Annotated in this window: 24 protein-coding genes and 1 pseudogene; 2 read left to right on the forward strand and 23 right to left on the reverse strand. The window is 37.4% G+C overall.

Annotated elements, in window-relative coordinates; genetic code table 11:
- Positions 1–40 precede the first annotated feature (40 nt).
- Positions 41–1,348 carry a DEAD/DEAH box helicase gene (locus CZ490_RS10365; protein WP_077618828.1) on the reverse strand — a complete coding sequence of 436 codons (1,308 nt, stop codon included), beginning with the start codon at positions 1,346–1,348 and terminating at the stop codon, positions 41–43.
- Positions 1,349–1,576: 228 nt separating this feature from the next.
- On the opposite strand from CZ490_RS10365, the gene vrrA reads away from it, so the two are divergent.
- Together vrrA and CZ490_RS10375 are read left to right on the forward strand one after the other, a co-directional pair.
- The gene (vrrA, locus tag CZ490_RS10370) at positions 1,577–2,152 is read left to right on the forward strand and encodes a VrrA/YqfQ family protein (RefSeq protein ID WP_077618829.1); all 576 of its coding nucleotides are present in this window, start codon (positions 1,577–1,579) and stop codon (positions 2,150–2,152) included.
- 103 nt (positions 2,153–2,255) lie between these two features.
- Complete coding sequence (locus CZ490_RS10375) at positions 2,256–3,203, forward strand: 4-hydroxy-3-methylbut-2-enyl diphosphate reductase (protein ID WP_077618830.1); 948 nt, start codon at positions 2,256–2,258, stop codon at positions 3,201–3,203.
- A gap of 46 nt (positions 3,204–3,249) precedes the next feature.
- On the opposite strand, the gene CZ490_RS10380 is transcribed toward CZ490_RS10375, so the two are convergent.
- The 22 genes and pseudogenes from CZ490_RS10380 to CZ490_RS10485 all read right to left on the reverse strand — a co-directional run bounded on the left by CZ490_RS10380 (position 3,250) and on the right by CZ490_RS10485 (position 24,395).
- Positions 3,250–4,377 (reverse strand): Nif3-like dinuclear metal center hexameric protein, encoded by a 1,128-nt coding sequence (locus CZ490_RS10380; RefSeq protein ID WP_077618831.1) that lies wholly within the window; start codon positions 4,375–4,377, stop codon positions 3,250–3,252.
- Positions 4,374–5,078, reverse strand: a complete 705-nt coding sequence (locus tag CZ490_RS10385) for a tRNA (adenine(22)-N(1))-methyltransferase (RefSeq protein WP_077618832.1) — start codon at positions 5,076–5,078, stop codon at positions 4,374–4,376. Before CZ490_RS10385 ends, CZ490_RS10380 begins: the two co-directional genes overlap by 4 nt.
- A gap of 127 nt (positions 5,079–5,205) precedes the next feature.
- Positions 5,206–5,556, reverse strand: a complete 351-nt coding sequence (gene cccA, locus CZ490_RS10390) for a cytochrome c550 (RefSeq protein ID WP_077618833.1) — start codon at positions 5,554–5,556, stop codon at positions 5,206–5,208.
- Between the two features lie 232 nt (positions 5,557–5,788).
- Positions 5,789–6,928, reverse strand: coding sequence for an acyl-CoA dehydrogenase family protein (locus CZ490_RS10395; protein ID WP_077618834.1), 1,140 nt, complete (start codon positions 6,926–6,928; stop codon positions 5,789–5,791).
- 68 nt (positions 6,929–6,996) lie between these two features.
- Entirely contained in the window at positions 6,997–7,530 is a 534-nt protein-coding gene (locus CZ490_RS10400) for a hypothetical protein (protein ID WP_077618835.1), read from the reverse strand.
- Between the two features lie 287 nt (positions 7,531–7,817).
- Positions 7,818–8,954, reverse strand: coding sequence for an RNA polymerase sigma factor RpoD (gene rpoD / locus CZ490_RS10405; protein WP_077618836.1), 1,137 nt, complete (start codon positions 8,952–8,954; stop codon positions 7,818–7,820).
- A 52-nt stretch (positions 8,955–9,006) separates the two neighbouring features.
- Positions 9,007–10,815: a DNA primase gene (gene dnaG, locus CZ490_RS10410; RefSeq protein WP_077618837.1), complete on the reverse strand. Its 1,809-nt coding sequence runs from the start codon at positions 10,813–10,815 to the stop codon at positions 9,007–9,009.
- Between the two features lie 40 nt (positions 10,816–10,855).
- Positions 10,856–11,326, reverse strand: coding sequence for a YaiI/YqxD family protein (locus tag CZ490_RS10415; RefSeq protein WP_200801632.1), 471 nt, complete (start codon positions 11,324–11,326; stop codon positions 10,856–10,858).
- Between the two features lie 358 nt (positions 11,327–11,684).
- Positions 11,685–12,497, reverse strand: a complete 813-nt coding sequence (locus CZ490_RS10420; protein WP_077618839.1) for a pyruvate, water dikinase regulatory protein — start codon at positions 12,495–12,497, stop codon at positions 11,685–11,687.
- Positions 12,498–12,531: 34 nt separating this feature from the next.
- Positions 12,532–13,176 carry a transcriptional regulator CcpN gene (locus CZ490_RS10425; protein WP_159439941.1) on the reverse strand — a complete coding sequence of 215 codons (645 nt, stop codon included), beginning with the start codon at positions 13,174–13,176 and terminating at the stop codon, positions 12,532–12,534.
- A gap of 133 nt (positions 13,177–13,309) precedes the next feature.
- The gene (gene glyS, locus CZ490_RS10430) at positions 13,310–15,388 is read right to left on the reverse strand and encodes a glycine--tRNA ligase subunit beta (protein WP_077618840.1); all 2,079 of its coding nucleotides are present in this window, start codon (positions 15,386–15,388) and stop codon (positions 13,310–13,312) included.
- Complete coding sequence (gene glyQ / locus CZ490_RS10435; protein WP_077618841.1) at positions 15,381–16,271, reverse strand: glycine--tRNA ligase subunit alpha; 891 nt, start codon at positions 16,269–16,271, stop codon at positions 15,381–15,383. The genes glyS and glyQ overlap by 8 nt, the downstream gene beginning before the upstream one ends.
- Positions 16,272–16,800: 529 nt before the next feature.
- On the reverse strand, positions 16,801–17,547 hold the full coding sequence (gene recO / locus CZ490_RS10440; RefSeq protein WP_077618842.1) for a DNA repair protein RecO: 747 nt from the start codon (positions 17,545–17,547) through the stop codon (positions 16,801–16,803).
- A 78-nt stretch (positions 17,548–17,625) separates the two neighbouring features.
- The gene (locus tag CZ490_RS10445; RefSeq protein WP_077618843.1) at positions 17,626–17,769 is read right to left on the reverse strand and encodes a YqzL family protein; all 144 of its coding nucleotides are present in this window, start codon (positions 17,767–17,769) and stop codon (positions 17,626–17,628) included.
- A gap of 251 nt (positions 17,770–18,020) precedes the next feature.
- Positions 18,021–18,374, reverse strand: a pseudogene (era, locus tag CZ490_RS10450) (GTPase Era); the annotation flags it as partial.
- A 349-nt stretch (positions 18,375–18,723) separates the two neighbouring features.
- The gene (recO, locus tag CZ490_RS10455) at positions 18,724–19,470 is read right to left on the reverse strand and encodes a DNA repair protein RecO (protein WP_077618842.1); all 747 of its coding nucleotides are present in this window, start codon (positions 19,468–19,470) and stop codon (positions 18,724–18,726) included.
- Positions 19,471–19,548: 78 nt separating this feature from the next.
- Positions 19,549–19,692 carry a YqzL family protein gene (locus CZ490_RS10460; RefSeq protein WP_077618843.1) on the reverse strand — a complete coding sequence of 48 codons (144 nt, stop codon included), beginning with the start codon at positions 19,690–19,692 and terminating at the stop codon, positions 19,549–19,551.
- Positions 19,693–19,943: 251 nt separating this feature from the next.
- Positions 19,944–20,852 carry a GTPase Era gene (gene era / locus CZ490_RS10465; RefSeq protein ID WP_077618844.1) on the reverse strand — a complete coding sequence of 303 codons (909 nt, stop codon included), beginning with the start codon at positions 20,850–20,852 and terminating at the stop codon, positions 19,944–19,946.
- Entirely contained in the window at positions 20,842–21,291 is a 450-nt protein-coding gene (locus tag CZ490_RS10470) for a cytidine deaminase (protein ID WP_159440010.1), read from the reverse strand. The genes era (CZ490_RS10465) and CZ490_RS10470 overlap by 11 nt, the downstream gene beginning before the upstream one ends.
- A 68-nt stretch (positions 21,292–21,359) precedes the next feature.
- The gene (locus CZ490_RS10475) at positions 21,360–21,746 is read right to left on the reverse strand and encodes a diacylglycerol kinase family protein (protein WP_077618846.1); all 387 of its coding nucleotides are present in this window, start codon (positions 21,744–21,746) and stop codon (positions 21,360–21,362) included.
- On the reverse strand, positions 21,730–22,200 hold the full coding sequence (gene ybeY / locus CZ490_RS10480; protein ID WP_077618847.1) for an rRNA maturation RNase YbeY: 471 nt from the start codon (positions 22,198–22,200) through the stop codon (positions 21,730–21,732). Before ybeY ends, CZ490_RS10475 begins: the two co-directional genes overlap by 17 nt.
- On the reverse strand, positions 22,197–24,395 hold the full coding sequence (locus CZ490_RS10485; protein ID WP_077618848.1) for an HD family phosphohydrolase: 2,199 nt from the start codon (positions 24,393–24,395) through the stop codon (positions 22,197–22,199). Before CZ490_RS10485 ends, ybeY begins: the two co-directional genes overlap by 4 nt.
- Positions 24,396–24,456 lie beyond the last annotated feature (61 nt).

A 24,456-nucleotide genomic window follows, 5' to 3' on the forward strand; every position in this document is an offset into this window, starting at 1 on the left:
CCCCAAAAAATAACATAGAACATATTATCATAAAAATAATTTATTTTCTTTTTAAGCGTCTTTGACGTTTTTTGAAGTCTTCCATTTCTCTATTCATCTTTTTCTTATAACCTGGTTTTACCTCTTTCGGCTTTTTCACTTTACTTTGTGCCATTTTATCAATTTCATCTACTTGTTTTTTTCGTTCTTTACGCTTATTTCGCTCACCAATTTTAGTCAATTCACCTTTTTCAAGGTCCATATTCACAAAGGTAACACCCATTTTTTCTAGTCGTGCAAGTGCATCTTCATCACTTAGTTCATAAATGCTTGCTGCTATTCCTGAGTTGCCCGCTCTTGCAGTTCGACCAACACGGTGGATATAGAAATCTAAATCACTAGGTAGTTCATAGTTAATAACATGACTAACACCCTCAATGTCAATTCCTCTTGCAGCTAAATCCGTTGCAACAACATATTGGAACTCTAGTGAATTAATTTGCTTCATAACCTTCTTTCGTTCACGTGGAGGAAGGTCACCGTGAATTCTTCCAACCTTCAATCCTTTTTCGATTAAACGATCGGCTACTTCGTCTGCCATTTTCTTCGTATTCGTAAAGATAATCGCTAAATATGGGTTATATACCTCTAGCATTGACTTTAGTAGATTTATCTTATTTCGATGGCGCAGTGGAATTAAAATATGTTCAACCTTAGCAGCCGTTGCCTGTTCAGGTGCGACATGAGTGTACCTAGGGTTTTCCATATATTTTTTTAGAAATGGCTTAAGTTTTTCAGGAATAGTTGCCGAAAACACAAGAATTTGCAGGTTTTCTGGCATTCTTGATGCTATCTGATCAACATCCTCAATAAACCCCATATCCAGCATTAAATCAGCTTCATCAACGACGATTTGATCAGCTGTATAAACTTGTAAAGCCTGCTCCTTAATAAGGTCATTGATTCTTCCCGGCGTACCCACAACAATATGTGGTTGTGTTTTTAATTTTTCAATGGCACGTACCTTGTCGGTCCCACCAACAAATAATTTAGCTGTAATTGGGTTGTCTATACTAAATTTACTAATTTTCACTATTTCTTTATGAATTTGTGTCGCAAGCTCTCGTGTAGGTGCAGTTATTACAGCTTGTACCTCTTGTTTAGCAGGGTCAATTTTATTAATGATTGGCAATAAATACGCATGTGTTTTACCTGTACCTGTTTGTGATTGGCCAATTGCGCTTTCGCCTCGCTGTATACTTGGTATTAACCGTTCCTGAATCTCTGTTGGTTTTGTAAATTTAATTTCACGTAAAGCCTCTAGTATAAATGGCTGTAACTGAAAACGTTCAAAATCTTGTACTGTCATTACGATCCCTCATTTATTTAAGCAAATTTTTCTGTAAGGTTTGGTCCATATACATCTATTATTAATAACCTAACAATTAATTATAATGGAAAGTAGTTAAAAACACCAATCAAGCCCAATCTGAGATTAGGTAAAACATTTAAAATCTTTTCGCATATTCTAAAAATAAGGTATTATCACTATATTTTTTTACTTATCTTAGTGCAATTTGAAAGGAGGATAAGTACATTGTTTTATCCAAGACAGCCAATGAATCAGATGAGATCAATGGGACGTATGAGACCACCTTCTGGCTTTGGGAACCCTTATGGATTTCAGCCACCCAGAATGCCTGGTAGAATGCCCGGTATGCAAGGAATGCCTGGAAGATCCGGTGGAATAGGTGGATTATTGAAACGATTAATCCCAGGCATGGGACAGTCAAATCCAATGCAGGGAATGGGAGGAATGCCTGGTTTCTTAAATTCCACTGGAATGCAGGGAATGAATTCAGGTACTCTACAAAATTTAGCCAATCCCTCAAATCTCAGTGCAATTATGGGAAATGTACAAAAATCATTAAAAATGGCAGAATCCGTTGTTCCAATGGTTCAGCAATATGGACCACTGATGAAAAACATACCGTCAATGATTAAAATGTATAACGCTATTAAAAATGCAGGAAATGATGAAAATGAAGAGAATGATGAAAACGAGACGATTTCACTTTCTGATGTAACTTCAGATGGTGATGAACTTGAAATAGCAGAAGAAAAACCAAAGGCAAGTGGTACAGGAAAATCAGTACCAAAGCTTTACATTTAAAAGACTTTGTAATATCATCCATACTCAGATATAATAAATACGAGATTACGAGAGTACCAGAAGGTATTAGCTATCCGATTTATTAGCTGAGGAGGAGAAGTGAATGGAAGTAATCAAAATCGCACCACGAGGTTATTGCTATGGTGTAGTTGATGCGATGGTTATTGCGAAAAATGCCGCTTTAGATAAAACATTACCAAGACCCATTTATATATTAGGAATGATCGTTCACAATAAACATGTAACAGATGCCTTTGAGGAAGAAGGAATTATTACACTTGATGGACCTAATCGTTTAGACATCCTAAATCAGGTTAAGGAAGGTACTGTTATCTTCACAGCCCATGGTGTTTCACCTGAAGTGAAGAAGCTAGCACGTGACAAAGGCTTAGTTACCCTTGATGCGACCTGCCCTGATGTTACAAGAACACATGACTTAATCGAGGAAAAAACGGCCGAAGGCTTCGATATTATTTATATCGGTAAAAAAGGTCATCCCGAGCCAGAAGGTGCGTTAGGTGTTGCACCACGATATGTTCACCTGGTTGAAACAATTGAAGATGTGGAAAATTTAGTGCTTAGTAACGATAAAATAGTTGTAACAAACCAAACAACAATGAGCCAATGGGATGTTCTTCATGTAATGGAAAAAGTACAAGAAAAGTTTCCACACGCTGAGGCCCATAAGGAAATTTGTTTAGCAACCCAGGTACGTCAAGAAGCAGTTGCAGAGCAAGCAACTGTGGCAGACCTAACAATTGTAGTCGGAGATCCAAAAAGTAATAACTCTAATCGTCTTGCACAGGTTTCTGAAGAAATTGCAGGCACAAGAGCTTATCGTGTAGCTGACGTAAGCGATATCCAGCTTGAATGGCTTGAAGGAGTAGAAAAGGTAGCTGTTACAGCAGGCGCTTCAACTCCAACACCTATTACAAAAGAAGTGATTAACTTCTTAGAACAATATGATCCAGAAAAAGAAGAAACGTGGGAACGCGTCCGTAAAGTTCCACTTATGAAAGTATTACCAAAAGTGAAAGCTGCTAAAAAATAAATCAAAAGGTACTCCAGTAATAAAAGTGGAGTACCTTTTTATCTGTTTATAAGAATGTAAATGGGTCAGTATTTATCTCTGATGGAATAACAGAAACCTCGAATTTCTTTTTCTGGAATAATGCTGTTAGTACATGCGTTACCCCTTTTTTCATGACCTTTTCAATATGATGACCAGGGTCAACAATATTTAGCCCCATCATCATTGCATCATGTGCAACATGATAATACATATCACCCGTTACATACACATCGGCTCCAGCTCTTTTTGCATGTGAAATATATTTATTGCCATCACCACCAAGCACGGCTACCTTCTTCACTTTATCTGTAAGCGTTCCTACAACCCGTAATCCCTCTACATCTAATCTCTCTTTCACATGTTGTGCAAATTGCTCAAGTGTCATCTCTGTTTTAAGATATCCGACTCGACCGAGCCCAAGCACATTACCCTCATTTTCAAGTGGATAAATATCAAATGCAACCTCTTCATATGGATGCGCCTTTAGCATAGCTGATACTACTCTTTTTTGTAGACCACTTGGAAAAACTGTTTCAATTTTAATCTCATCTACTTCTTCCAATCTACCTACTTCCCCTATATGCGGACTAGTACCTTCACGAGGTAAAAACGTCCCGGTTCCAGAGCTATTAAACGTACAGTGACTATAGTCCCCGATAAATCCAGCACCAGCATCACCTAAAGCTGCGCGAACATCATTGGCAGACTCCCTAGGCACATAGACGGCAAGTTTTTTTAGTTTTTCTTCAAATGTTGGAGCAAGCAACTCTGTATTTGTTAATTCTAATGCACTTGCTAATAGATCATTTACTCCGCCAACAGCCACATCTAAGTTAGTATGTGCTGCATAAACCGCAACATTATGTACGATGCATTTCTCAATAATTCTTCCTGAAGGTGTATCTGTTTGTAATGATTTTAACGGACGAAAGATGGGCGGGTGATGCGCAATAATTAAATCCACTTCATTTGCTATGGCTTCATCAACGACAGATTCTAGTACATCAAGCGCCACCATGATTTTTTTTATCGGTTTATTTAAAGTACCAATTTGAAGACCGTTTTTTTCTCTATCTCCCTCAACCGCTAAATGCTTTGGAGAAAATTGCTCAAACACTTGGATCACTTCGTATCCATTTGGTATTTTACTCAATTTACAGCCTCCTTTACTATTGTAATCTTTTTTTGGAGCTCTTGTTTCCGAGAAAGGTTTTCAGGGGATTCCTCAGCTATTTCTAATTGACTCATTATATTTTCCCAGTGTTTTAATTCATGTGACCATTTTTTCTTAAATACTGCGTTTTTCTCTTTAACTAAGAACGGACCAAGCAAAATTTCTTGTTCTTTATTTTCATAAGGGTTGAGAGGATCTCCGTTTTCTGCAACGAGGACTTCATATATTTTTTTATCCTCCTCAAGGATTTCTTCAGCTATGAGTTCCCAACCGTTTTCAATTAGCCATTCTCTAATCGTAGAGGCGCCAATATTTGGCTGAAGAACGAGTCGTTCGACACCTTGAAGCTTATCCTTACCATTGTCTAGTATAGATCGAATAAGTGAACCTCCCATACCTGCAATGGTAATACATGTTACCTCATTTGGTTGAATAACCTCTAAACCGTCTCCCTTACGCGCTTCGATTTTTAAATCTAAATTATTTTTTTTGATTTGTTTTTTAGCTGATTGCAGGGGCCCTTCTGCTACTTCGCCAGCAACACCTCTTGTGATTATCCCATTTAGGAATGCATAACAAGGAAGATACGCGTGATCAGAGCCAATATCGGCTAAAATAGCGCCTTTTGGTATGTATGATGCGACTGTTTCAAGCCGTTTTGATAGCTTTTCTTCATTCATTAAAAACACCACATTTACTTTAATTTAATTAGTTTTCATTATACAAGAAGTGAAAAGAAACTTCCATTAGGCTTGATATAGGCAGAAAAAAACCCTTTACATTTTGTGCAAAGGGTTTATTAGTTATTTATTTTTGTTCGGTTAACCAAGTAGCTAGTTCTTCAAGTTGTGCTGGATCTGAAACTAAATTAGGTGGCATTATACCTTTACCATTTGTAACGACATTTTCGATTTCTTCAACAGAAAGTTCAGTGCCTTTTAATGCAGGTCCTGCACCACCACTTAAATCTGCACCATGACATGATGAACATTTACCTTGGTAAAGCTCTTCTGGGGAAGCAGCAGCTGTTTCTGGAGCTTCTTCACCTGCGTTTGCCATTTCGTCCATATTACCTAGTCCAATAAAGCCCAGTAGGAATATAAGTCCGATACCGAACACTGCAATCAAAGCAAATGGTATTAATGGATTCTTTTTCATTTTCTGACCTCCCTTACACTATGTACATCATAAATGTTAATATAATTGTTATTCTATACAAACACTCTCTATTTTACTTGAAAAATGATAGAAGTTAAAGTCTAATTTGTACAAGAACACAATTAACGTATTATTGTAAAATTTTTTTACACAAAAATGTCATAAAAATGTCATAAAAACACCAAAACCTCCTTACAAACATGTAAGAAGGTTCAATGCTAAAAGTTTTATACTAACATCCTAGTGAACGTGCTATGACCATTCGTTGAATTTCAGATGTTCCTTCTCCAATTTCTAGTAACTTCGCATCGCGCATCATTCGTTCAACCTGATATTCCTTCATATAGCCATACCCACCGTGTATTTGAACAGCTTGATTTGTAACTTCCATACAGATTTCGGATGCATAGAGTTTTGCCATTGATGCTTCTTTAGAAAATTGGCGACCCTGATCTTTCAACCAAGCAGCTTTATACACCATATTCCTTGCTAACTCTATTTTCATCGCCATATCGGCTAACTTAAATTGAATGGCTTGAAAGCCTGATAATGATTTACCGAATTGCTTACGCTCTTTGGCATAAGCTAATGCCTTCTCATATGCACCTTGTGCTATTCCAACAGCCATTGCTCCAATGCCAATTCTGCCACCATCTAGGGTAATTAGAAACTGTCTGAAGCCTTCTCCCGGTTTTCCTAGTAGATTATCTTCCGGAACACAAACGTCCTCTAGAACTAATTCAGTGGTGTTTGAAGCATTGAGCCCCATTTTCTCATAATTATCAATTATCGTAAATCCTTCGGCATCGGTAGGGACAATAATAGCACTTATTTCTTTTTTTGTTCCATCTCGGCCAGTGATTGCCGTGAGAGCTAAATGCTTAGCATAGCTTGCATTTGTAATAAAGCACTTATTTCCATTAATGATAAATTCATGATTTTTCAGAACGGCCTCGGTTTGGGTTCCTCCCGCGTCAGAACCTGCATTTGGTTCGGTCAATCCAAACGCCCCGAGAGATTCACCTGTACAGATAGGTGTTAAGTATTTTTGTTTTTGCTCTTCAGTTCCAAATAGATAAAGAGGCGCACCACCAAGTGAGATATGAGCAGAATATGTAATTCCGGTTGAACCACAGGCACGACTTAGTTCTTCAACAACGATGGCAAAACTGATTGTGTCTGAACCGGCTCCACCATAATCCTCTGGAAACGGCAAACCCATCATCCCTAATTCACTAAGCTTATCAAAAACTTCTCTGGGGAAGCGTTTATCTTTATCTCGCTGCTCAGCACCTGGAGCAACTTCTTCCTCAGAAAATTCCCTAATGGTCTTTTGAATCAACTTTTGCTCTGTCGTTAAATCGAAATTCATTTATACCCCTCCCATTGTATGCGTTTTCACACTCTATTATATAGGGAGTTTCCGAATTTTAAAACAGTTTAAATATTTAGCATAATTAGGATTGAGGCAATGCTTCCAAGGATACCAGCAATTAAAAAATATTTCTTCCTAGAAAAAACACCAATCAGAACCCAACTAATACAGTTCGATAAAATAATTCCAAACAAATAAAATCCTTGACCATTAAAGAAATGTTCACTTACATTCACTGAAAAAAGAAGGATTAGAAGCGCTAGAATAATGGAACCGATATGAATGAGTAATGAATTTTTGCGATTAATTACGAGACCTAAAATGCAGACAATTAAAAAAATAAAGTTGATTACCATTTGCAATATAGGAGATATTTCAGTAAAATAAGTGACAAGAAATAAAACTGGTAAAAGTAAACCAATTCCCAGTATCGTAAAAAAAGTTTTTCTAGTTGGTGTTGATTTTGTTGCTGGTGGAGTAATTCCCTCCCCTTCTGTATATAAGGAGAGTAGGAAATTGCAATAAGCTTCTGGCAGTAAGCGATTCTCACGCCAATATAAGATTTCGTTAACAATGATTTTTTTTCTGTCTTGATTCATGAAAGCGTTCACCTGTTCTTTAAGAATAATCAAATGGCATAAAAAAAATAGTTTACTTCAATTTTATGAAGTAAACTACGAAATGTAAAGAACAGAATGCGCAAGCGCCTTTAGGTCGAACGTCTACTAAAACTTGCCACGTCCTGTGGCAAACATGACGTCAGCACATCCTGTGCAAGTCCGACAAGCATAAGAAAAGCCGGCGAGAAGGATGCATTTTATCCTTCTTGACGGATCGGCTAGACCCGAGAGGGGCTAGGCGCTGGAGCTGGACTAATGAAAATATTCTATTCTAAGAAATCCTTAAGTCTCTTACTACGGCTTGGATGACGGAGTTTACGTAGTGCTTTCGCCTCAATCTGACGAATACGCTCACGAGTAACACCAAATACTTTGCCGACCTCTTCAAGGGTACGAGTACGTCCATCGTCTAACCCGAAACGCAGACGTAAGACGTTTTCTTCTCGATCTGTTAGGGTATCTAGAACATCTTCAAGCTGTTCTTTCAATAACTCATATGCAGCATGCTCAGATGGAGACGTGGCATCCTGATCTTCAATAAAGTCACCAAGGTGTGAATCGTCTTCTTCACCAATAGGTGTTTCTAATGAAACAGGCTCTTGAGCAATCTTTAAGATTTCTCTTACCTTTTCAGGTGTTAAATCCATATCTTCAGCAATCTCTTCAGGTGATGGTTCACGGCCAAGATCCTGGAGTAACTGACGCTGTACACGGATTAGTTTATTAATTGTTTCTACCATATGAACTGGAATACGGATTGTTCTTGCTTGGTCTGCTATCGCACGTGTAATCGCTTGGCGAATCCACCATGTTGCATACGTACTAAACTTGAAACCTTTTCGGTAATCAAATTTTTCAACAGCTTTAATAAGTCCCATATTACCTTCTTGAATTAAATCTAGGAAAAGCATACCACGACCTACGTAACGCTTCGCGATACTTACAACAAGACGTAAATTCGCTTCAGCAAGTCGGCGTTTTGCTTCTTCATCACCTTGTTCAATTCTTTCAGCCAATTGAATTTCATCGTCCGCTGAAAGTAAATCAACACGGCCAATTTCCTTTAAGTACATACGTACTGGATCATTAATCTTTACACCTGGAGGAACACTTAAATCATTTAAATCAAATTCTTCTTCCTTGGATAAATCCTGGATATTTGGATCATCCTCTGTATCTGCAACGGCACCATGTTCATCACCATCACCTATAAGTTCAATCCCCTGCTCTCCAAGGAACTCATAATATTCATCAAGATGGTCAGATTCTACTTCGAAACCGGACATACGCTCAGCAATTTCTTCGTAAGTTAAGACACCGCGCTTCTTTCCGAGTTCTGTTAATTTTTCTTTTACTTGTTCCAATGTTAAATCTGTCTCAACTGCTTTAGACTTTTCAGCCATTTGTTCCCCTCCTTCCAAACTAATACGACATAGAGGTTACACAACCTAATGGTTAATGTAATGCTTTTTTCATTTGAATAATTTCATTTGCGATTGTAGCAGCCTTCAAATAATCCCTACTACGTTCTGCGTCAAGCTGTTCAGATTCTTTTTCTTTTATCATTGACATTTTTTTGTGATTCAACACCTGTTTGATATAATCTGATAAAACCGAATCTGTTACTTCTTCTTCAATTGACATCATTGCGATATCTGTTACAATTCTTTTTATATTTTCATCTTGTATTCTTGTTAGAAATGTACTGATATCTGGTTCATGCCCTTCTTCATAAAATGCATATAAATACATTAAAATTGCTCGATGCTCTTCAATATTAAATTCGGCCTGGAGCTGATCTTGTACTTTATCAGCAATTTCCCGATCTCGTAACATATAAGCAATTAAATATCGTTCTGCATTATGATAGGCTTTAAGTAAATGTTTTGATACGGTAGGTTTCGCTTTCGTATTATTTCTATTCTCAGAGAAATTATCCCTTTTTTTCCGTTCAGATTTATAATACTGAAGCTGTTGCTGCTTAAGTGCATCAAGAGAGATTGAAAACTCACTTGATAACTGGCGCAAATAATGGTCTCTTTCGACAGCTTTTTCTAAAGAGGAGATTTCTTTAAGTACATCTTCTATATAACGGATACGTTCTCCTTCATCTTGAAGATTTTTTCCTCTTCGTAAGTACTGCATTTTAAATGCCATTATTGTAAGACTTGCCCCTATTACATCATTTTTAAACTTCTCTGCGCCATATTTCTTAATGTAGTCATCAGGGTCCATACCATTTGGCATGGTTGAAATTCTCACATAACAGCCCGCATTAGTAAGCATGGTGGAGGCTCTTAACGCCGCTTCCAACCCTGCATTATCAGAGTCATAACAGATAACAACAGATTCCACATTTCTTCTAATAATTTTTACATGTTCATCTGTTAAGGATGTACCCATTGTACCTATTGCATTTGGAACATCTGCTGTATCAGCTGCTATCACATCCGCAAATCCTTCAAACAGGACAACTTGCTGCTGCTTTCGAATAGCAAGTCTTGCTTGGTGGAAATTATAAAGGGTCTTACTTTTATTAAAAATAAGCGTTTCAGGACTGTTTAAATACTTAGGCTCTTGCCCTTTATCAAGCACCCTACCTGAAAATGCAATTGTCTTGCCCTGATGATCCCAAATCGGGAACATAATGCGGTTTCGAAATCTATCAAAAAATGTTCCGGTATCCTCTTTTTTCACGAGTAATCCGGCACGTTCCATCATTTCTGGCCGAAAGCCTCTTTTTTGGAGAAATTTTGTGGCAAAGTCCCATGAGTCCAGGGAATAGCCAATTTCAAACTTTTCGATAATTTCTCTGGTGAAGCCCCTATTTGTTAAATACTCTAGTGCTCGCTCGCCTTCTTTTGTATTAAGCAATAAATGGTGATAGAATTTCTTTAATAACTCGTGGGCTTCTTGCATTTTTGATACATCAGTGTTTTTTTCAGCAACAGCTGATGGCTGTTCGAAATCTGATAAATCTATGTTCGCCTTTTTAGCAAGTGTAGATGCAGCCTCTGAGAAGGAGTACCCTTCTAAGTCCATTAAAAAAGAAAATACATTTCCACCTGCTCCACACCCAAAACAATGAAAGATTTGTTTATCTGGTGCTACAGAGAATGAAGGGGTATTTTCACCGTGAAATGGACACAGACCAAAATAATTTCTTCCTTGCTTCTTCAATTGAACATATTCACTAATAACATCAACAATGTCAACAGAAGAACGAATTTTTTCGATTGTTTCTTCGGGAATTCGATATCCCATGTTTAACATCCCCAAGTACTAAGATATTCGATGTTTAGAGTTAAAATCCTGCAAGATTCGACAAACTTTCTTTAAAAACTTTGATAAAATGTTGTCTGTCGTCATCAGTAAAGGGTTTTGGTCCTTTCGAATATGTGCCACTACGTCTCTCCTTTGCAGATAAAAAGCGAAAATGGAGGATTTGCTCCATGTCCTCTTCCCTAAACTTTTTACCACGGGGTGATAGTACAGTTACACCTCTATTAACTAAAATACTTGTTAAGCCAGTGTCCTGGGTAATGACAATGTCTTTTTTAAATGCATGATTCATAATATAAAGATCTGCCGCCTCTTTATCTGCATCTACATACACCAATTTACCATCCATAGGATTTGACATAACATGCGCATAAGAAGCTACAAACACAACATTGATATTATATGTACCTGCTATGCTAAGTATTTCTTCCTTGACAGGACATGCATCCTCATCAACAAATATTTTATTCTTTTTTTCGTCATATTTCTCTATTCTACATCACTCCAAAGAATCCTTCTTTTACGAGAAAAGATTTGAAATATGTTCAAGAATCTGTGACTTACTACTCTTTAGGTGAGGAACCTTCTAGATATTTCAATGCACTTTTTGTAAAGGAAAATTCAAAATGAGAAAATAATGTCGAAAATTAAATTACATATTTCCTTAACTTACCCTTGACAACCTTCAATACATAGTTTATTCTATCCAATCGAACTCTAAACCTAAAAATATGTATTTTTATCACAATTTTTTATTATAATATAAAAATCATTTTAGCGCTATAAAAAAAACATATCTTTTTCAGATATGTTTTCGCATATAATCAAGGTTGTTAGACCTTGTTTATTGCCTAATTTGTTTTTCGTTTATTAATACTATTTAAAATAATATTTGCCGTTTCTTCCACAGCCTTATTGGAAACATCTACAACATCGCAGCCAATTCTTGTTACAATTGACTCAAAATGATCTAGTTCTTCTTTAATTCGGTTAATATTTGCATAGATTGCTTGGTCATCAAGACCTAATGATTTTAATCGTTCACGTCTAATATGGTTTAATTTCTCAGGGCTGATTTTTAATCCGAAACATTTATTCGGTGACACCTTGAAAAGTTCTTCCGGCGGATCAACCTCAGGAACTATTGGTACATTTGCAACTTTGTAACGCTTATGTGCAAGATATTGAGATAAAGGAGTTTTTGACGTTCTTGATACACCGATGAGGATGATGTCTGCACGAAGAATGCCTCTTGGATCGCGACCATCATCATATTTAACAGCAAATTCGATTGCTTCAATCTTTTTAAAGTAATCTTCATCTAATTTTCTAACAAGACCCGCTTCAAATCTAGGGTTGCTATCATAAAGTCCTGACATTTTTTCAATTAATGGTCCAATGATATCATTTACAACTACCCCTTCACGTGCCGCTTCCTCTACAAGAAAGTCTCTTAATTCAGGAACAACAAGTGTAAATGCAATGATTGCATTATTAAGTTTAGCCAATGCCACAACCTCAGCTAAAGTAGCTGTATCTTCAACATAAGGGATGCGCTTAATCTCCGTATGTGAACCGTTGAATTGACTTACTGCCGCTTTTACAACTAATTCTGCTGTTTCCCCAACCGAGTCTGACACTACGTAAACTACGCGAATACTCATCTGTTATCTCCATCTCCTTACTTTTGAATACGCCTTAGAGGATCTCATCACCCGCGAGTGCTACCAAGGCTTTTGTCATATTTGTCTTTGTAATCCTTCCAATAACCTCTATACCTCGTTCAGTATGCTTCACGACCGGTAATGCGTCGATTTGTTTCTCAATCAATTTATGAGCAACATCTAGTAAAAGCTCATCTTTTTCACACATTGTAATATTAGGCATACGTGTCATTATAATTGTAACTGGAATCGATTTTAAGTCTTGGTTTCCGAGGCTAGCCCGCAATAAATCTTTTCTCGATAATACTCCTACAAGTAATGAGGAGTTATCCACTACAAATAAGGTTCCGATATCTTCTAAAAACATGGTTACAATTGCATCATATACAGAGATACTCTCATTGATTACTACTGGGATGGATTGATAATCCTTCACTTGAATCTTCTTAATTTTATCTGCAAGTAATTGCTGACCAGTCTTTCCGGTATAGAAATAGCCGACACGAGGCCTAGCCTCTAAGTAGCCTGCCATCGTTAAAATGGCAAGGTCCGGACGTAGGGTTGCTCTCGTCAAGTTTAATCGCTCCGCAATGGCTTCACCGGTAATTGGACCATTATCCTTTACAATTTGCACAATTTGTTCTTGCCGGTTATTCAGTTCTATTTTACTCACCACCATTCATAAAATCTATAGTTTTATGTACTCATTCAATAAGGGTTATACTAATTAGAATTATTATATCCTAATTGCCTACTAACGTATAGTAGATAGAAAAAAACTAGGAGTTATAAGGCTCCTAGTTTTCACATTTTCATTTTACAATAATTGCATTCATATCACCGATGAGGTAGATAAGGCTTGCTAGTTGCACCATTTGTGCTAAACGATTGCTTTTTACTGCAGGATCTTCTGCCATAACCATTGTATTGTCAAAATAGCGGTCGATTAGCTCTCTTAATGATGCTAATAAACGGAAAGCCTCTGCTACATCATGGTTTTTAAGACTTTCGATTACCTGAGGTTTGACCTCGGTAAACTTTTCATAAAGATGTTTTTCTTCATCCGATTCAAATAGGCTAGGATCAATTTCAGTGTCTTCACCTTTTTTGCTGATGTTTAACACTCTACCTAGAGACTCTATCGTTGGCTTAAAGTCTTGATGACTCTTATTTGCTTCAAGCATTTCTGCTTTTTTAATAATCAGTCCAATATTACCAATCTTCGCACCAAGTACAGCATCAATTATGTCATAGTGGACATTTCTAGTGTTTAGTTCATGTTTAATACGTAACTTAAAGAATTGAACGAGTTGTTTTTCGATTTCTTTTCCTTCAAGCTTTGCAATGTTCTCTTCTACAAATAGCCTCAAAACAAATTCGAAGACTTCTTCAAGGCTAATATCCCAACCTTTGTCTAGCAAGATCTGTACAACACCTGATGCCATGCGACGTAATGCGTATGGATCCTGAGAGCCTGTTGGAATAATACCGATGGAGAAACAACCAACGATTGTATCAAGTTTATCGGCTAAACTAATTAAAGCACCGATGGTTGAGGCAGGACTTTCATCCTCAGCGTGCCTAGGCATATAATGCTCATTAATAGCTACTGCCACTTCCGTGTCTTCACCACTTAATCGTGCATATCTTTCACCCATTACGCCTTGAAGTTCAGGAAATTCATAAACCATGTTAGTGACAAGGTCAAATTTACAGATTTGAGCTGCTCTGTTTGCCTTTTCTTTCGTTTGGCTATCAACACCCACTAGCTCTGAAAGATGTTTTGTTATTTGCTGGATTCTTCTAACTTTGTCACCAATTGAACCAATTTCTTCATGATAGATGATTTTATCAAGCTTTTGAATCAAGTTATCAATTTTTAACTTTTGGTCTTCTTTGTAGAAGAAATCGGCGTCTGAAAGACGAGCACGGAGTACTTTCTCGTTACCTCTTGCTACAGTATCAAGGTGCTTGTGATCACCATTACGTATTGCAACAAAGTAAGGAAGCAGTTCTCCATTATTGTCTTTAACAGGGAAGTATCGTTGATGCTCTCTCATACTTGTAACCAATACTTCTTCAGGTAAATTTAGAAACTCTTCTTCGAATTTTCCTGAAAAAGCCGTCGGATATTCAACAAGATTGGTTACTTCTTCAAGTAAATCCGCATCAATTGGCACTTTCCAATTGTTATCTTCTTCTAATATTTTAATTTGGTTTGTAATTGCTTCTTTACGTTCGAGATAATCTGCAATAACATACTGAGACATCAGAAGCTTTTCATAGTCTTTTGGAGACGAAATCTCAACCTGAGACCCTAAGAAACGGTGTCCCCATGTTTTATTACTGGACTCTACATTTGTAATCGAGATTGGGATAATTTCATTGCCAAATAATGCAACTATCCATTGAATCGGACGTACATACCGAAGTTCTTTATCACCCCAACGCATGTTTTTAGGAAACGATAGATGTGTAATAACTTCCTCAAGCTCCCCTAAAATTTCTTTTGTATCTTTTCCTTTTATAAACTTATTAATATGAGCGTATTCTACACCATTAATTTCTTTAAAAAAGATATCTTCTACTGATGCGCCCTGGCCCCTAGTGAAGCCCATTGCAGCTTTTGACCAATTGCCATCCTGATCTAAAGCAATCTTTTTAGCTGGACCTTTTGCTTCCAACTCAACATCTTGTTGTTTTTCAGCAACATCATGTACAAGAACTGCTAATCTTCGTGGTGATGAAAAATGTTCAACCTGCTCAAATGAGATATTATGTTCATGCATCCAGTTTGTTATTTTGTCGGATAGCTGATTCATAGCATTCGTTACAAACCGTGCTGGCATTTCTTCTAAACCAACTTCAATCAATAAATCTCGATTACTCATTGCTTTCGTCTCCTTTTGCCTTCAGCATTGGGAAGCCTAATTTTTCCCGCTCTTCATAAAACGTTTTAGCTACTTTTCGGGCTAAATTTCGAACTCTACCGATATAACCTGTTCTTTCAGTAACTGAAATTGCTCCCCTTGCATCTAACTGGTTAAAAGTATGTGAGCATTTTAATACATAGTCATATGCCGGATGAACAAGCCCTTCATCCATCTGACGATGTGCTTCCTTTTCATAAATGCTGAATAGGTTAAACAGCATATCCGTATCAGACGTTTCAAACGTATATTTTGAATGTTCATATTCTGGTTGATGGAAAATATCACGAACGGTAAAACCTTTTGTCCATTCAAGATCAAATACATTTTCTTTATCCTGGATATATGAAGCTAAACGTTCAATTCCGTATGTGATTTCAACGGAAACAGGTTTACATTCTATGCCTCCAACCTGTTGGAAATATGTAAATTGTGTCACTTCCATTCCATCTAACCAAACTTCCCAACCTAACCCAGCTGCCCCAAGAGTCGGAGCCTCCCAGTTGTCTTCAACAAACCGAATATCATGCTCTAGTGGATTGATTCCTAATGCTTTTAAGGAATCAAGATAAAGCTCCTGAATATTATCAGGTGATGGCTTCATGATAACCTGGAATTGATGATGTTGATAGAGTCGGTTTGGATTTTCGCCATAACGGCCATCAACCGGTCTTCTAGATGGCTCAACATAAGCCACATTCCATGGCTCTGGACCTAAGCTTCTAAGGAATGTATAAGGGCTCATCGTCCCTGCCCCTTTTTCAACATCATAAGCTTGCATAAGAATACAGCCTTGATCTGACCAATGCTTTTGTAAAGTGAGTATCATTTCTTGAATATTCATTTATTGGCACCTCCAAAATTATAAAGCGATAGCGCCTAGCCGTTGAACGTCTACTGAGTACTGCCACGTCCTGTGGCAAACGTAGACGTCAGCACATCCTGTGCAAGTCCGACAAGCACAAGACGATACAGCAAGAAGGTTGCTCTTTAACCTTCTTGATGGATTGGCTTGTGACCTCGAGGGGCTAGGCGCTGAAGCTGGATTTAAAAAACGATTTTACAAAATAAAAAAACTCCCCCCTCTATGCCTAACTATAGACATAGGGACGAGAGTTTACCCGCGGTTCCACCCTATTTGCAAATAACCCTGACGGTTATTCACCTCTTTCACTGATACACTCTGGAACGCCTTCCTTACTTGTTCATACCCTAGCTTCCACCGCCCTAGGTTCGCTTTTATGAACGACAATAAGTACTACTTTCCTTCACCGTGCGTTATGTTGTTCAAAGCGTTTTAGATACATCTCTTTGAACACAATTTTAATTGCACTATAATCCAAATTCATTACCTTGTCAAGAGCTGTCTCACATTAGGGGCGTAAATTCTCGAGTTGATCTAAAAATCGCTTCGACTTCAGATATAAACCCGAGTACTCCTCATAAAAAGCATCAATAACCATTTTCAACTCTTTCTTCGTCTCATCCTTAACAGCAATACTTCCCAACCGACTTAAATCGAAATAGTAAAACAAGCGTAATAGTCGTATTGTCGCCTGTGATACCCGTAGATGATATTTCTCTTTTTCAAAGCAGCGGTGGCAAAGAAGACCTCCTTCTCTAATAGAAAAGGCAAACTCACCCTCCGTACTTTTACAGAGAGTACATTCATCGAGTCGAGGATACAAGCCAAGTAAGGGAAGGATTTTTAACTTATAAATATACAGTAGTATATCAGGGTCAAACCCCTCATTTAAATAATTTAATGTTTGAAACAGCATCTCAAATAAGAAAGGATTTGATTTTTTTTCTTCTGTACATTTATCGGTTAATTCAATTACATATGATGCATATGCTGTCAAGAAAATATCCTCTCGAATGGAGCGAAAAGTAGAAATGGCTTCACCCTGTTGTAAGACACCCAAACCAGAAGTTTTTTGAAATAAAAACTGTCCATATGTAAAGATTTGGGTAATAGCAGCAAGGCGACTACTTGGTTTTTTAGCGCCTCTTGCCATTACCCCAATTTTCCCGGCTTCACGGGTATACAAAGTCACGATTTTATTCGTTTCACCATAATCATTTGTTCTTATGATAATACCTTCGCATTTTTGAAGCATCTTGTCACCATCCATTGGCAACTAGGCAAATCAATCACCATGTTACTAAATTAAGGTCTTCGACGCTTTTTAGGATGGTCAAGTAATTGGAAAATCTATTTCTGCTAGCTCCTCACTTGATGACTCGGGTCTCTCAGTCTTCTCTTGTTCCAATTCCTTAAAAAGAAGATACGTATCAACATTACCTGTTTGACTAAACACTTTCCAGGTAAAATCTAACATAGTAACCCCACCTTTCTGTTTTTTAAAACTAGCAAAGACGATTCCAATATCATTCACTTGTAAGAATATCTTGACCGAAAACCCTAAAAAACATGTTACATAAATTTTGCTAATCCACGTATTTTTTTCTTATCTAGGTCAAGGTGATGTCGGCTCGGGTCACAATCCATTTACTTCTGAAGTAAAAAGCTTCATCTGTCAGCTTTTGTCTGTGCTTTTCACCGAGAGTCCGGGCACCTTACGCTTTTAAATTAATATTCATCTTCCCTAAAACCATAGTCACGGAGCTGGGACATTTTATTACGCCAATCTTTTTGAACTTTCACCCAAAGCTCTAAGTAAACCTTAGAACCCAGTAACGCTTCTATATCAGCTCTCGCGCGTTTCCCTACTTCTTTCAGCATGCTACCCTGCTTTCCAATCACAATCCCTTTTTGTGAACTTCGTTCAACAATTATAGTGGCACCAATATAAACTGTATTGTTGCCTTCTCTTCGTTCTAGTGAGTCCATGACTACGGCAATCGAGTGTGGAATTTCCTCTCTTGTAAGATGAAGAACTTTCTCACGGATTAACTCCGTAATAATAAATCGCTCAGGATGATCGGNGCTAGGCGCTGAAGCTGGATTTAAAAAACGATTTTACAAAATAAAAAAACTCCCCCCTCTATGCCTAACTATAGACATAGGGACGAGAGTTTACCCGCGGTTCCACCCTATTTGCAAATAACCCTGACGGTTATTCACCTCTTTCACTGATACACTCTGGAACGCCTTCCTTACTTGTTCATACCCTAGCTTCCACCGCCCTAGGTTCGCTTTTATGAACGACAATAAGTACTACTTTCCTTCACCGTGCGTTATGTTGTTCAAAGCGTTTTAGATACATCTCTTTGAACACAATTTTAATTGCACTATAATCCAAATTCATTACCTTGTCAAGAGCTGTCTCACATTAGGGGCGTAAATTCTCGAGTTGATCTAAAAATCGCTTCGACTTCAGATATAAACCCGAGTACTCCTCATAAAAAGCATCAATAACCATTTTCAACTCTTTCTTCGTCTCATCCTTAACAGCAATACTTCCCAACCGACTTAAATCGAAATAGTAAAACAAGCGTAATAGTCGTATTGTCGCCTGTGATACCCGTAGATGATATTTCTCTTTTTCAAAGCAGCGGTGGCAAAGAAGACCTCCTTCTCTAATAGAAAAGGCAAACTCACCCTCCGTACTTTTACAGAGAGTACATTCATCGAGTCGAGGATACAAGCCAAGTAAGGGAAGGATTTTTAACTTATAAATATACAGTAGTATATCAGGGTCAAACCCCTCATTTAAATAATTTAATGTTTGAAACAGCATCTCAAATAAGAAAGGATTTGATTTTTTTTCTTCTGTACATTTATCGGTTAATTCAATTACATATGATGCATATGCTGTCAAGAAAATATCCTCTCGAATGGAGCGAAAAGTAGAAATGGCTTCACCCTGTTGTAAGACACCCAAACCAGAAGTTTTTTGAAATAAAAACTGTCCATATGTAAAGATTTGGGTAATAGCAGCAAGGCGACTACTTGGTTTTTTAGCGCCTCTTGCCATTACCCCAATTTTCCCGGCTTCACGGGTATACAAAGTCACGATTTTATTCGTTTCACCATAATCATTTGTTCTTATGATAATACCTTCGCATTTTTGAAGCATCTTGTCACCATCCATTGGCAACTAGGCAAATCAATCACCATGTTACTAAATTAAGGTCTTCGACGCTTTTTAGGATGGTCAAGTAATTGGAAAATCTATTTCTGCTAGCTCCTCACTTGATGACTCGGGTCTCTCAGTCTTCTCTTGTTCCAATTCCTTAAAAAGAAGATACGTATCAACATTACCTGTTTGACTAAACACTTTCCAGGTAAAATCTAACATAGTAACCCCACCTTTCTGTTTTTTAAAACTAGCAAAGACGATTCCAATATCATTCACTTGTAAGAATATCTTGACCGAAAACCCTAAAAAACATGTTACATAAATTTTGCTAATCCACGTATTTTTTTCTTATCTAGGTCAAGGTGATGTCGGCTCGGGTCACAATCCATTTACTTCTGAAGTAAAAAGCTTCATCTGTCAGCTTTTGTCTGTGCTTTTCACCGAGAGTCCGGGCACCTTACGCTTTTAAATTAATATTCATCTTCCCTAAAACCATAGTCACGGAGCTGGGACATTTTATTACGCCAATCTTTTTGAACTTTCACCCAAAGCTCTAAGTAAACCTTAGAACCCAGTAACGCTTCTATATCAGCTCTCGCGCGTTTCCCTACTTCTTTCAGCATGCTACCCTGCTTTCCAATCACAATCCCTTTTTGTGAACTTCGTTCAACAATTATAGTGGCACCAATATAAACTGTATTGTTGCCTTCTCTTCGTTCTAGTGAGTCCATGACTACGGCAATCGAGTGTGGAATTTCCTCTCTTGTAAGATGAAGAACTTTCTCACGGATTAACTCCGTAATAATAAATCGCTCAGGATGATCGGTTACCTGATCAGCAGGGTAGTATTGAGGACCTTCAGGTAAATAAATTTTGATTTGTTCAACTAACCTAGGAGTATTCGTTCCTTGTAATGCTGAAATTGGAACGATTTCCTTAAAGGGATATAACCCCTTGTACTTCTCGATTAACTCTAATAATTGATCTGGGTGTATTTGGTCTATCTTATTAACGACAAGAAAAACTGGTGTCTCAATGTTTTTTAGACGTTCAATAATGAATTCATCGCCACGGCCATATCCTTCTTCGGCATTAATCATAAATAAGACGATATCGACTTCCTTAAGTGTATTCTGAGCAACCTTCATCATAAAGTCTCCAAGCTTATGCTTTGGTTTATGAATTCCAGGAGTATCAATAAATATAATTTGGGAGTTTTCTTCTGTATAGACGCCTTGCACTTTATTTCGTGTCGTTTGTGGCTTATCACTCATAATGGCAATCTTTTGACCGATTACGTGATTTAGAAAAGTAGACTTTCCGACATTAGGGCGTCCAATGATTGAAACGAATCCGGATTTATAACCATTATTTTCCATGTAAATCCTCCGGGGTAAAAGCTCCTGGCAATAGCTCCTCAACAGTTACCTCTTGAACATCACCTTTAAGATTTGATAAATAGATTTTTGTATCTGGGCCACAAAGTTCAGAGATTACCTGACGACAAGCTCCACATGGAGGAACTGGACGATCTGTATCTGCAACTACTGCAATTGCTGAAAACTCTTTATCTCCTTCAGAAACAGCCTTAAATAACGCTGTTCTTTCTGCACAGTTGGTTACACTGTATGCTGCATTTTCTATATTACACCCGTGGTATACTTTTCCATCCTTAGTTAATATAGCTGCTCCTACTTTAAAGCTCGAATAGGGAACATATGCTAAGTCTCTTGCTTTAATCGCTTCTTTAATTAATTGTTCAGTGTTCACTTCTCTCTTCCTTTCTGAATCCTCTGTTAAGTACGGAAGTGTATTTATATTTTACCTAAAAATAGCTGTGAATTCAGGTATTTGAATCATTTGTTACACAATTGTAAGAATTTTCTCTATATTAACTCATCTAGGTAAGGGATAAATATGAGTAACCCTACAATTACCGACATTAGGGCATAAATCAAAACTGCTCCTGCTGCGATATCCTTGGCTTTTTTAGCTAACGGATGAAACTCACTCGTAACTAAATCCACTACTTTTTCTATGGCTGTGTTTATCAATTCAATTGAGAACATTCCGCCTATTAATATGAGGATTACTATCCATTCTACCTTTGTAATTTGAAATATGAAACCACAGATTACGACGAGTATCGAAAATAAAAAATGAAATTGCAAATTTCGTTCTGAAAAAAATGCTTCTCGCAAGCCCTGTAAAGCATACGAAAAGCTTTTGATTAAACGCGACCATTCATTTTTTTTCTTATCGTTCAAGTCCATATTCCTCTAAAATATCCTTTTGTCTTGAGAACATTTTTTCCTCATCCTCTTTTGTCATATGATCATAGCCTAGTAAATGCAAAAATCCATGGACAGCTAGGAAACCTAATTCTCTCGCAAAGGAATGACCATAATCGTCAGCTTGTTCCTTTGCCCTAGGGATGGAAATGATGATATCTCCTAGCACTTTTGGAATATCTTCACCAATAATAGCAATTTCGCCTTCACCCATTTCTTCCATAGCAAACGAGATGACATCTGTTGGTTGATCTTTGTCCCGATATTCACGATTAATTTCTTGAATTCGGTCGTTGTCAACAAAGGTAACAGAAACCTCTGTACCTTCCTCAACATCTTCTTTTTCCGCAGTTAGCATTAACAATTCCTGAACAATTTTGTATTCATCGTCTTTAACTTCACCAATTTCATCATTAAAATCGATTTCTAATCTCAAGCTTCCTTCACCTTCTGTTTTGTGGTCTCCGCTGGATATTCAATTCTTGAATGGAATATTCCCTTGAGTGATTCACAGAGTGTTTTTGCAACAACATCTAGCTCTTTAAGAGTAATATCACATTCATCAAATTGCCCATCCTGCAAGCGGTCAGCAATAATACTATTTACAAGTGACTCAATTTTTTGTGGAGTTGGGTTAGACAGAGAGCGTACTGCAGCTTCAACGCTATCAGCAATCCCTATCACTGCCGCTTCCTTCGTTTGAGCCTTAGGACCTGCATATCTAAAATCAGACTCTAGAATTTCTCTCTCACTTTGTTGCTTTGCCTTATGGTAAAAGTACTTCAATAATGTTGTTCCATGGTGCTGTTCTGCAATATCTACGATTTCTTTGGGCATCTTAAATTTCCTTAATGTTTCTGCACCATCTGTAGCATGTGCTGTAATAATCGTCTTGCTTAACTGTGGTGCAATCTTATCATGTGGATTTTCAATATTCATCTGATTTTCAATAAAGAAATGTGGACGCTTTGTTTTTCCAATATCATGATAATAAGATGACACTCTAGCTAATAAACCATTCGCACCGATTGATTCACATGCTGACTCTGATAAATTCGCTACCATAACGCTATGATGGTAGGTCCCAGGAGCCTCCGTTAATATTTTGCGCAATAAAGGGTGATTCGGATTCGATAATTCGATCAACTTCATTGTTGATAAAATATTAAACCCTGCCTCGAAAAATGGTAATAGTCCAATTGTTAAAACTGCAGCAATTACACCAGATAATACGGCCATAATAATCGATGAGCCATAGTCTAAGCTCGAATAACTACCATTTTGTAATAGCATGATTGAAAAAATAACTAATATGTTGATTAAAGCTACAAAAAGACCTGCTTGGAGAATTTTTGCTCTTCGGTTGTGCTTACTTAAAAAGAGTACACCGGCCAAGCATGCAAATAGAAAGTAAATCCCCGCTGAAAAGTTTAGAGTACCAGTAACACCTTCATTAAAAATAAGGCTTCCACAAACAGCAAAAATCATGCTTGCTAAAATTGCGACCTTTTCATTTATCAATAACTTTATTAGCATAGCACCCATTGCAACCGGGACTATATATCCTATATCAGAATAATCGATTTGTTGGAATAAACTAATGCCCTTCATTAATAGAATGGTAATAGTAAAGATAATCGCAAAAATTAATAAATAAGTATTGCGATGTCGGTCCTTTGGAATCATCTCATTGTGGAAGTGATAAATGATACCAGTTGAGATCAGTATAATAATCAGACTTAATCCGATAAATGGCTGAATTGGATTATTGGTACTCGTCATCCCAAGTAATTCAAGTTGACGATAAATATCCCTCGTGATTAAGTGTCCTTCTTCTACAATAATTTGACCCTGCAAAATTTTAACAGGTTCTATAGATTCAATAGCTTGCTGACGTTTTTCTTCAGTTGCTTCAACATCAAAATAAACATTTTGGACCACTGCAAAACGTGCCATTTCTCTCATCGGTTCACGAAGTGTTGCATCGACACTAGAATGACCTAATTCCTCCACTACCTTATTTTTAGCATTCTCAACTTCAGAAGCAGGAATTCTAGTATTCATAATATTGTTAACAGCCGTTATAACTGCATCCTTTGTTCGGGATAATTGATTTGGAGTCGCCGACAACAAAGCAGTAAAAACCTCGTCTGGAATTCGATCCGTTAAATCCTGAGGTAGTTTTTTCTTCAGAACTTGCAATTTTTCTGACGCGGCTGGTTGTTGAGGTTCCTCCCCACGGTCTTCTTCTGCAAGACTTTCCCACTCTTTAACCTTCGAATTAAAAAGTTCCATAGCCTCATTATTTGTTTCCTCAATTGAATCAAAAATTGATATGACAAGGTCAACCTGATTGTCCGCATACTCTGATTTGAGGCTAAATACATCCTCGATTTCTTTCACCGCTGCATCTTGTTTGGCTTTTGTGGCAATCTTGTCCTCTATAGTCAAAGGCGATCGGATTGTCTGTTCAGATGGCTTTAGCGCTTCTATATGTAACACTTCAGGCTTAACATTGCTAAACATCACTAAAAACATAATTCCCGCAAGGAGGATGTAAATCAAAATATGTAGGTATTGATAGCTTTTGATACCGGACCATTTATTTCGTAGTTTATTTTGAATCCTCATCTCTCGAACCTCCTTATCTAAGGTTTATTTTACCAGTTCCAATAATGATAAAAAAGACCCA

This window comes from Litchfieldia sinesaloumensis, assembly GCF_900156865.1.
GTDB classification, from domain to species: domain Bacteria; phylum Bacillota; class Bacilli; order Bacillales; family Bacillaceae_L; genus Ferdinandcohnia; species Ferdinandcohnia sinesaloumensis.

Coding starts and splice junctions, on each gene's coding strand:
- CZ490_RS10395 (WP_077618834.1), bottom strand. CDS start 6,928: ATGAATTTCGATTTAACGACAGAGCAAAAGTTGATTCAAAAGACCATT.
- CZ490_RS10445 (WP_077618843.1), bottom strand. CDS start 17,769: ATGTTAGATTTTACCTGGAAAGTGTTTAGTCAAACAGGTAATGTTGAT.
- glyS (WP_077618840.1), bottom strand. CDS start 15,388: ATGAGTAATCGAGATTTATTGATTGAAGTTGGTTTAGAAGAAATGCCA.
- CZ490_RS10485 (WP_077618848.1), bottom strand. CDS start 24,395: ATGAGGATTCAAAATAAACTACGAAATAAATGGTCCGGTATCAAAAGC.
- CZ490_RS10365 (WP_077618828.1), bottom strand. CDS start 1,348: ATGACAGTACAAGATTTTGAACGTTTTCAGTTACAGCCATTTATACTA.
- CZ490_RS10400 (WP_077618835.1), bottom strand. CDS start 7,530: ATGAATCAAGACAGAAAAAAAATCATTGTTAACGAAATCTTATATTGG.
- rpoD (WP_077618836.1), bottom strand. CDS start 8,954: ATGGCTGAAAAGTCTAAAGCAGTTGAGACAGATTTAACATTGGAACAA.
- recO (WP_077618842.1), bottom strand. CDS start 19,470: ATGCTTCAAAAATGCGAAGGTATTATCATAAGAACAAATGATTATGGT.
- CZ490_RS10375 (WP_077618830.1), top strand. CDS start 2,256: ATGGAAGTAATCAAAATCGCACCACGAGGTTATTGCTATGGTGTAGTT.
- era (WP_077618844.1), bottom strand. CDS start 20,852: ATGGAAAATAATGGTTATAAATCCGGATTCGTTTCAATCATTGGACGC.
- cccA (WP_077618833.1), bottom strand. CDS start 5,556: ATGAAAAAGAATCCATTAATACCATTTGCTTTGATTGCAGTGTTCGGT.
- glyQ (WP_077618841.1), bottom strand. CDS start 16,271: ATGAATATTCAAGAAATGATACTCACTTTACAAAAGCATTGGTCAGAT.
- dnaG (WP_077618837.1), bottom strand. CDS start 10,815: ATGGGATATCGAATTCCCGAAGAAACAATCGAAAAAATTCGTTCTTCT.
- recO (WP_077618842.1), bottom strand. CDS start 17,547: ATGCTTCAAAAATGCGAAGGTATTATCATAAGAACAAATGATTATGGT.
- CZ490_RS10420 (WP_077618839.1), bottom strand. CDS start 12,497: ATGAGTATTCGCGTAGTTTACGTAGTGTCAGACTCGGTTGGGGAAACA.
- CZ490_RS10385 (WP_077618832.1), bottom strand. CDS start 5,078: ATGAATGAAGAAAAGCTATCAAAACGGCTTGAAACAGTCGCATCATAC.
- CZ490_RS10425 (WP_159439941.1), bottom strand. CDS start 13,176: ATGGTGGTGAGTAAAATAGAACTGAATAACCGGCAAGAACAAATTGTG.
- CZ490_RS10460 (WP_077618843.1), bottom strand. CDS start 19,692: ATGTTAGATTTTACCTGGAAAGTGTTTAGTCAAACAGGTAATGTTGAT.
- CZ490_RS10475 (WP_077618846.1), bottom strand. CDS start 21,746: ATGGACTTGAACGATAAGAAAAAAAATGAATGGTCGCGTTTAATCAAA.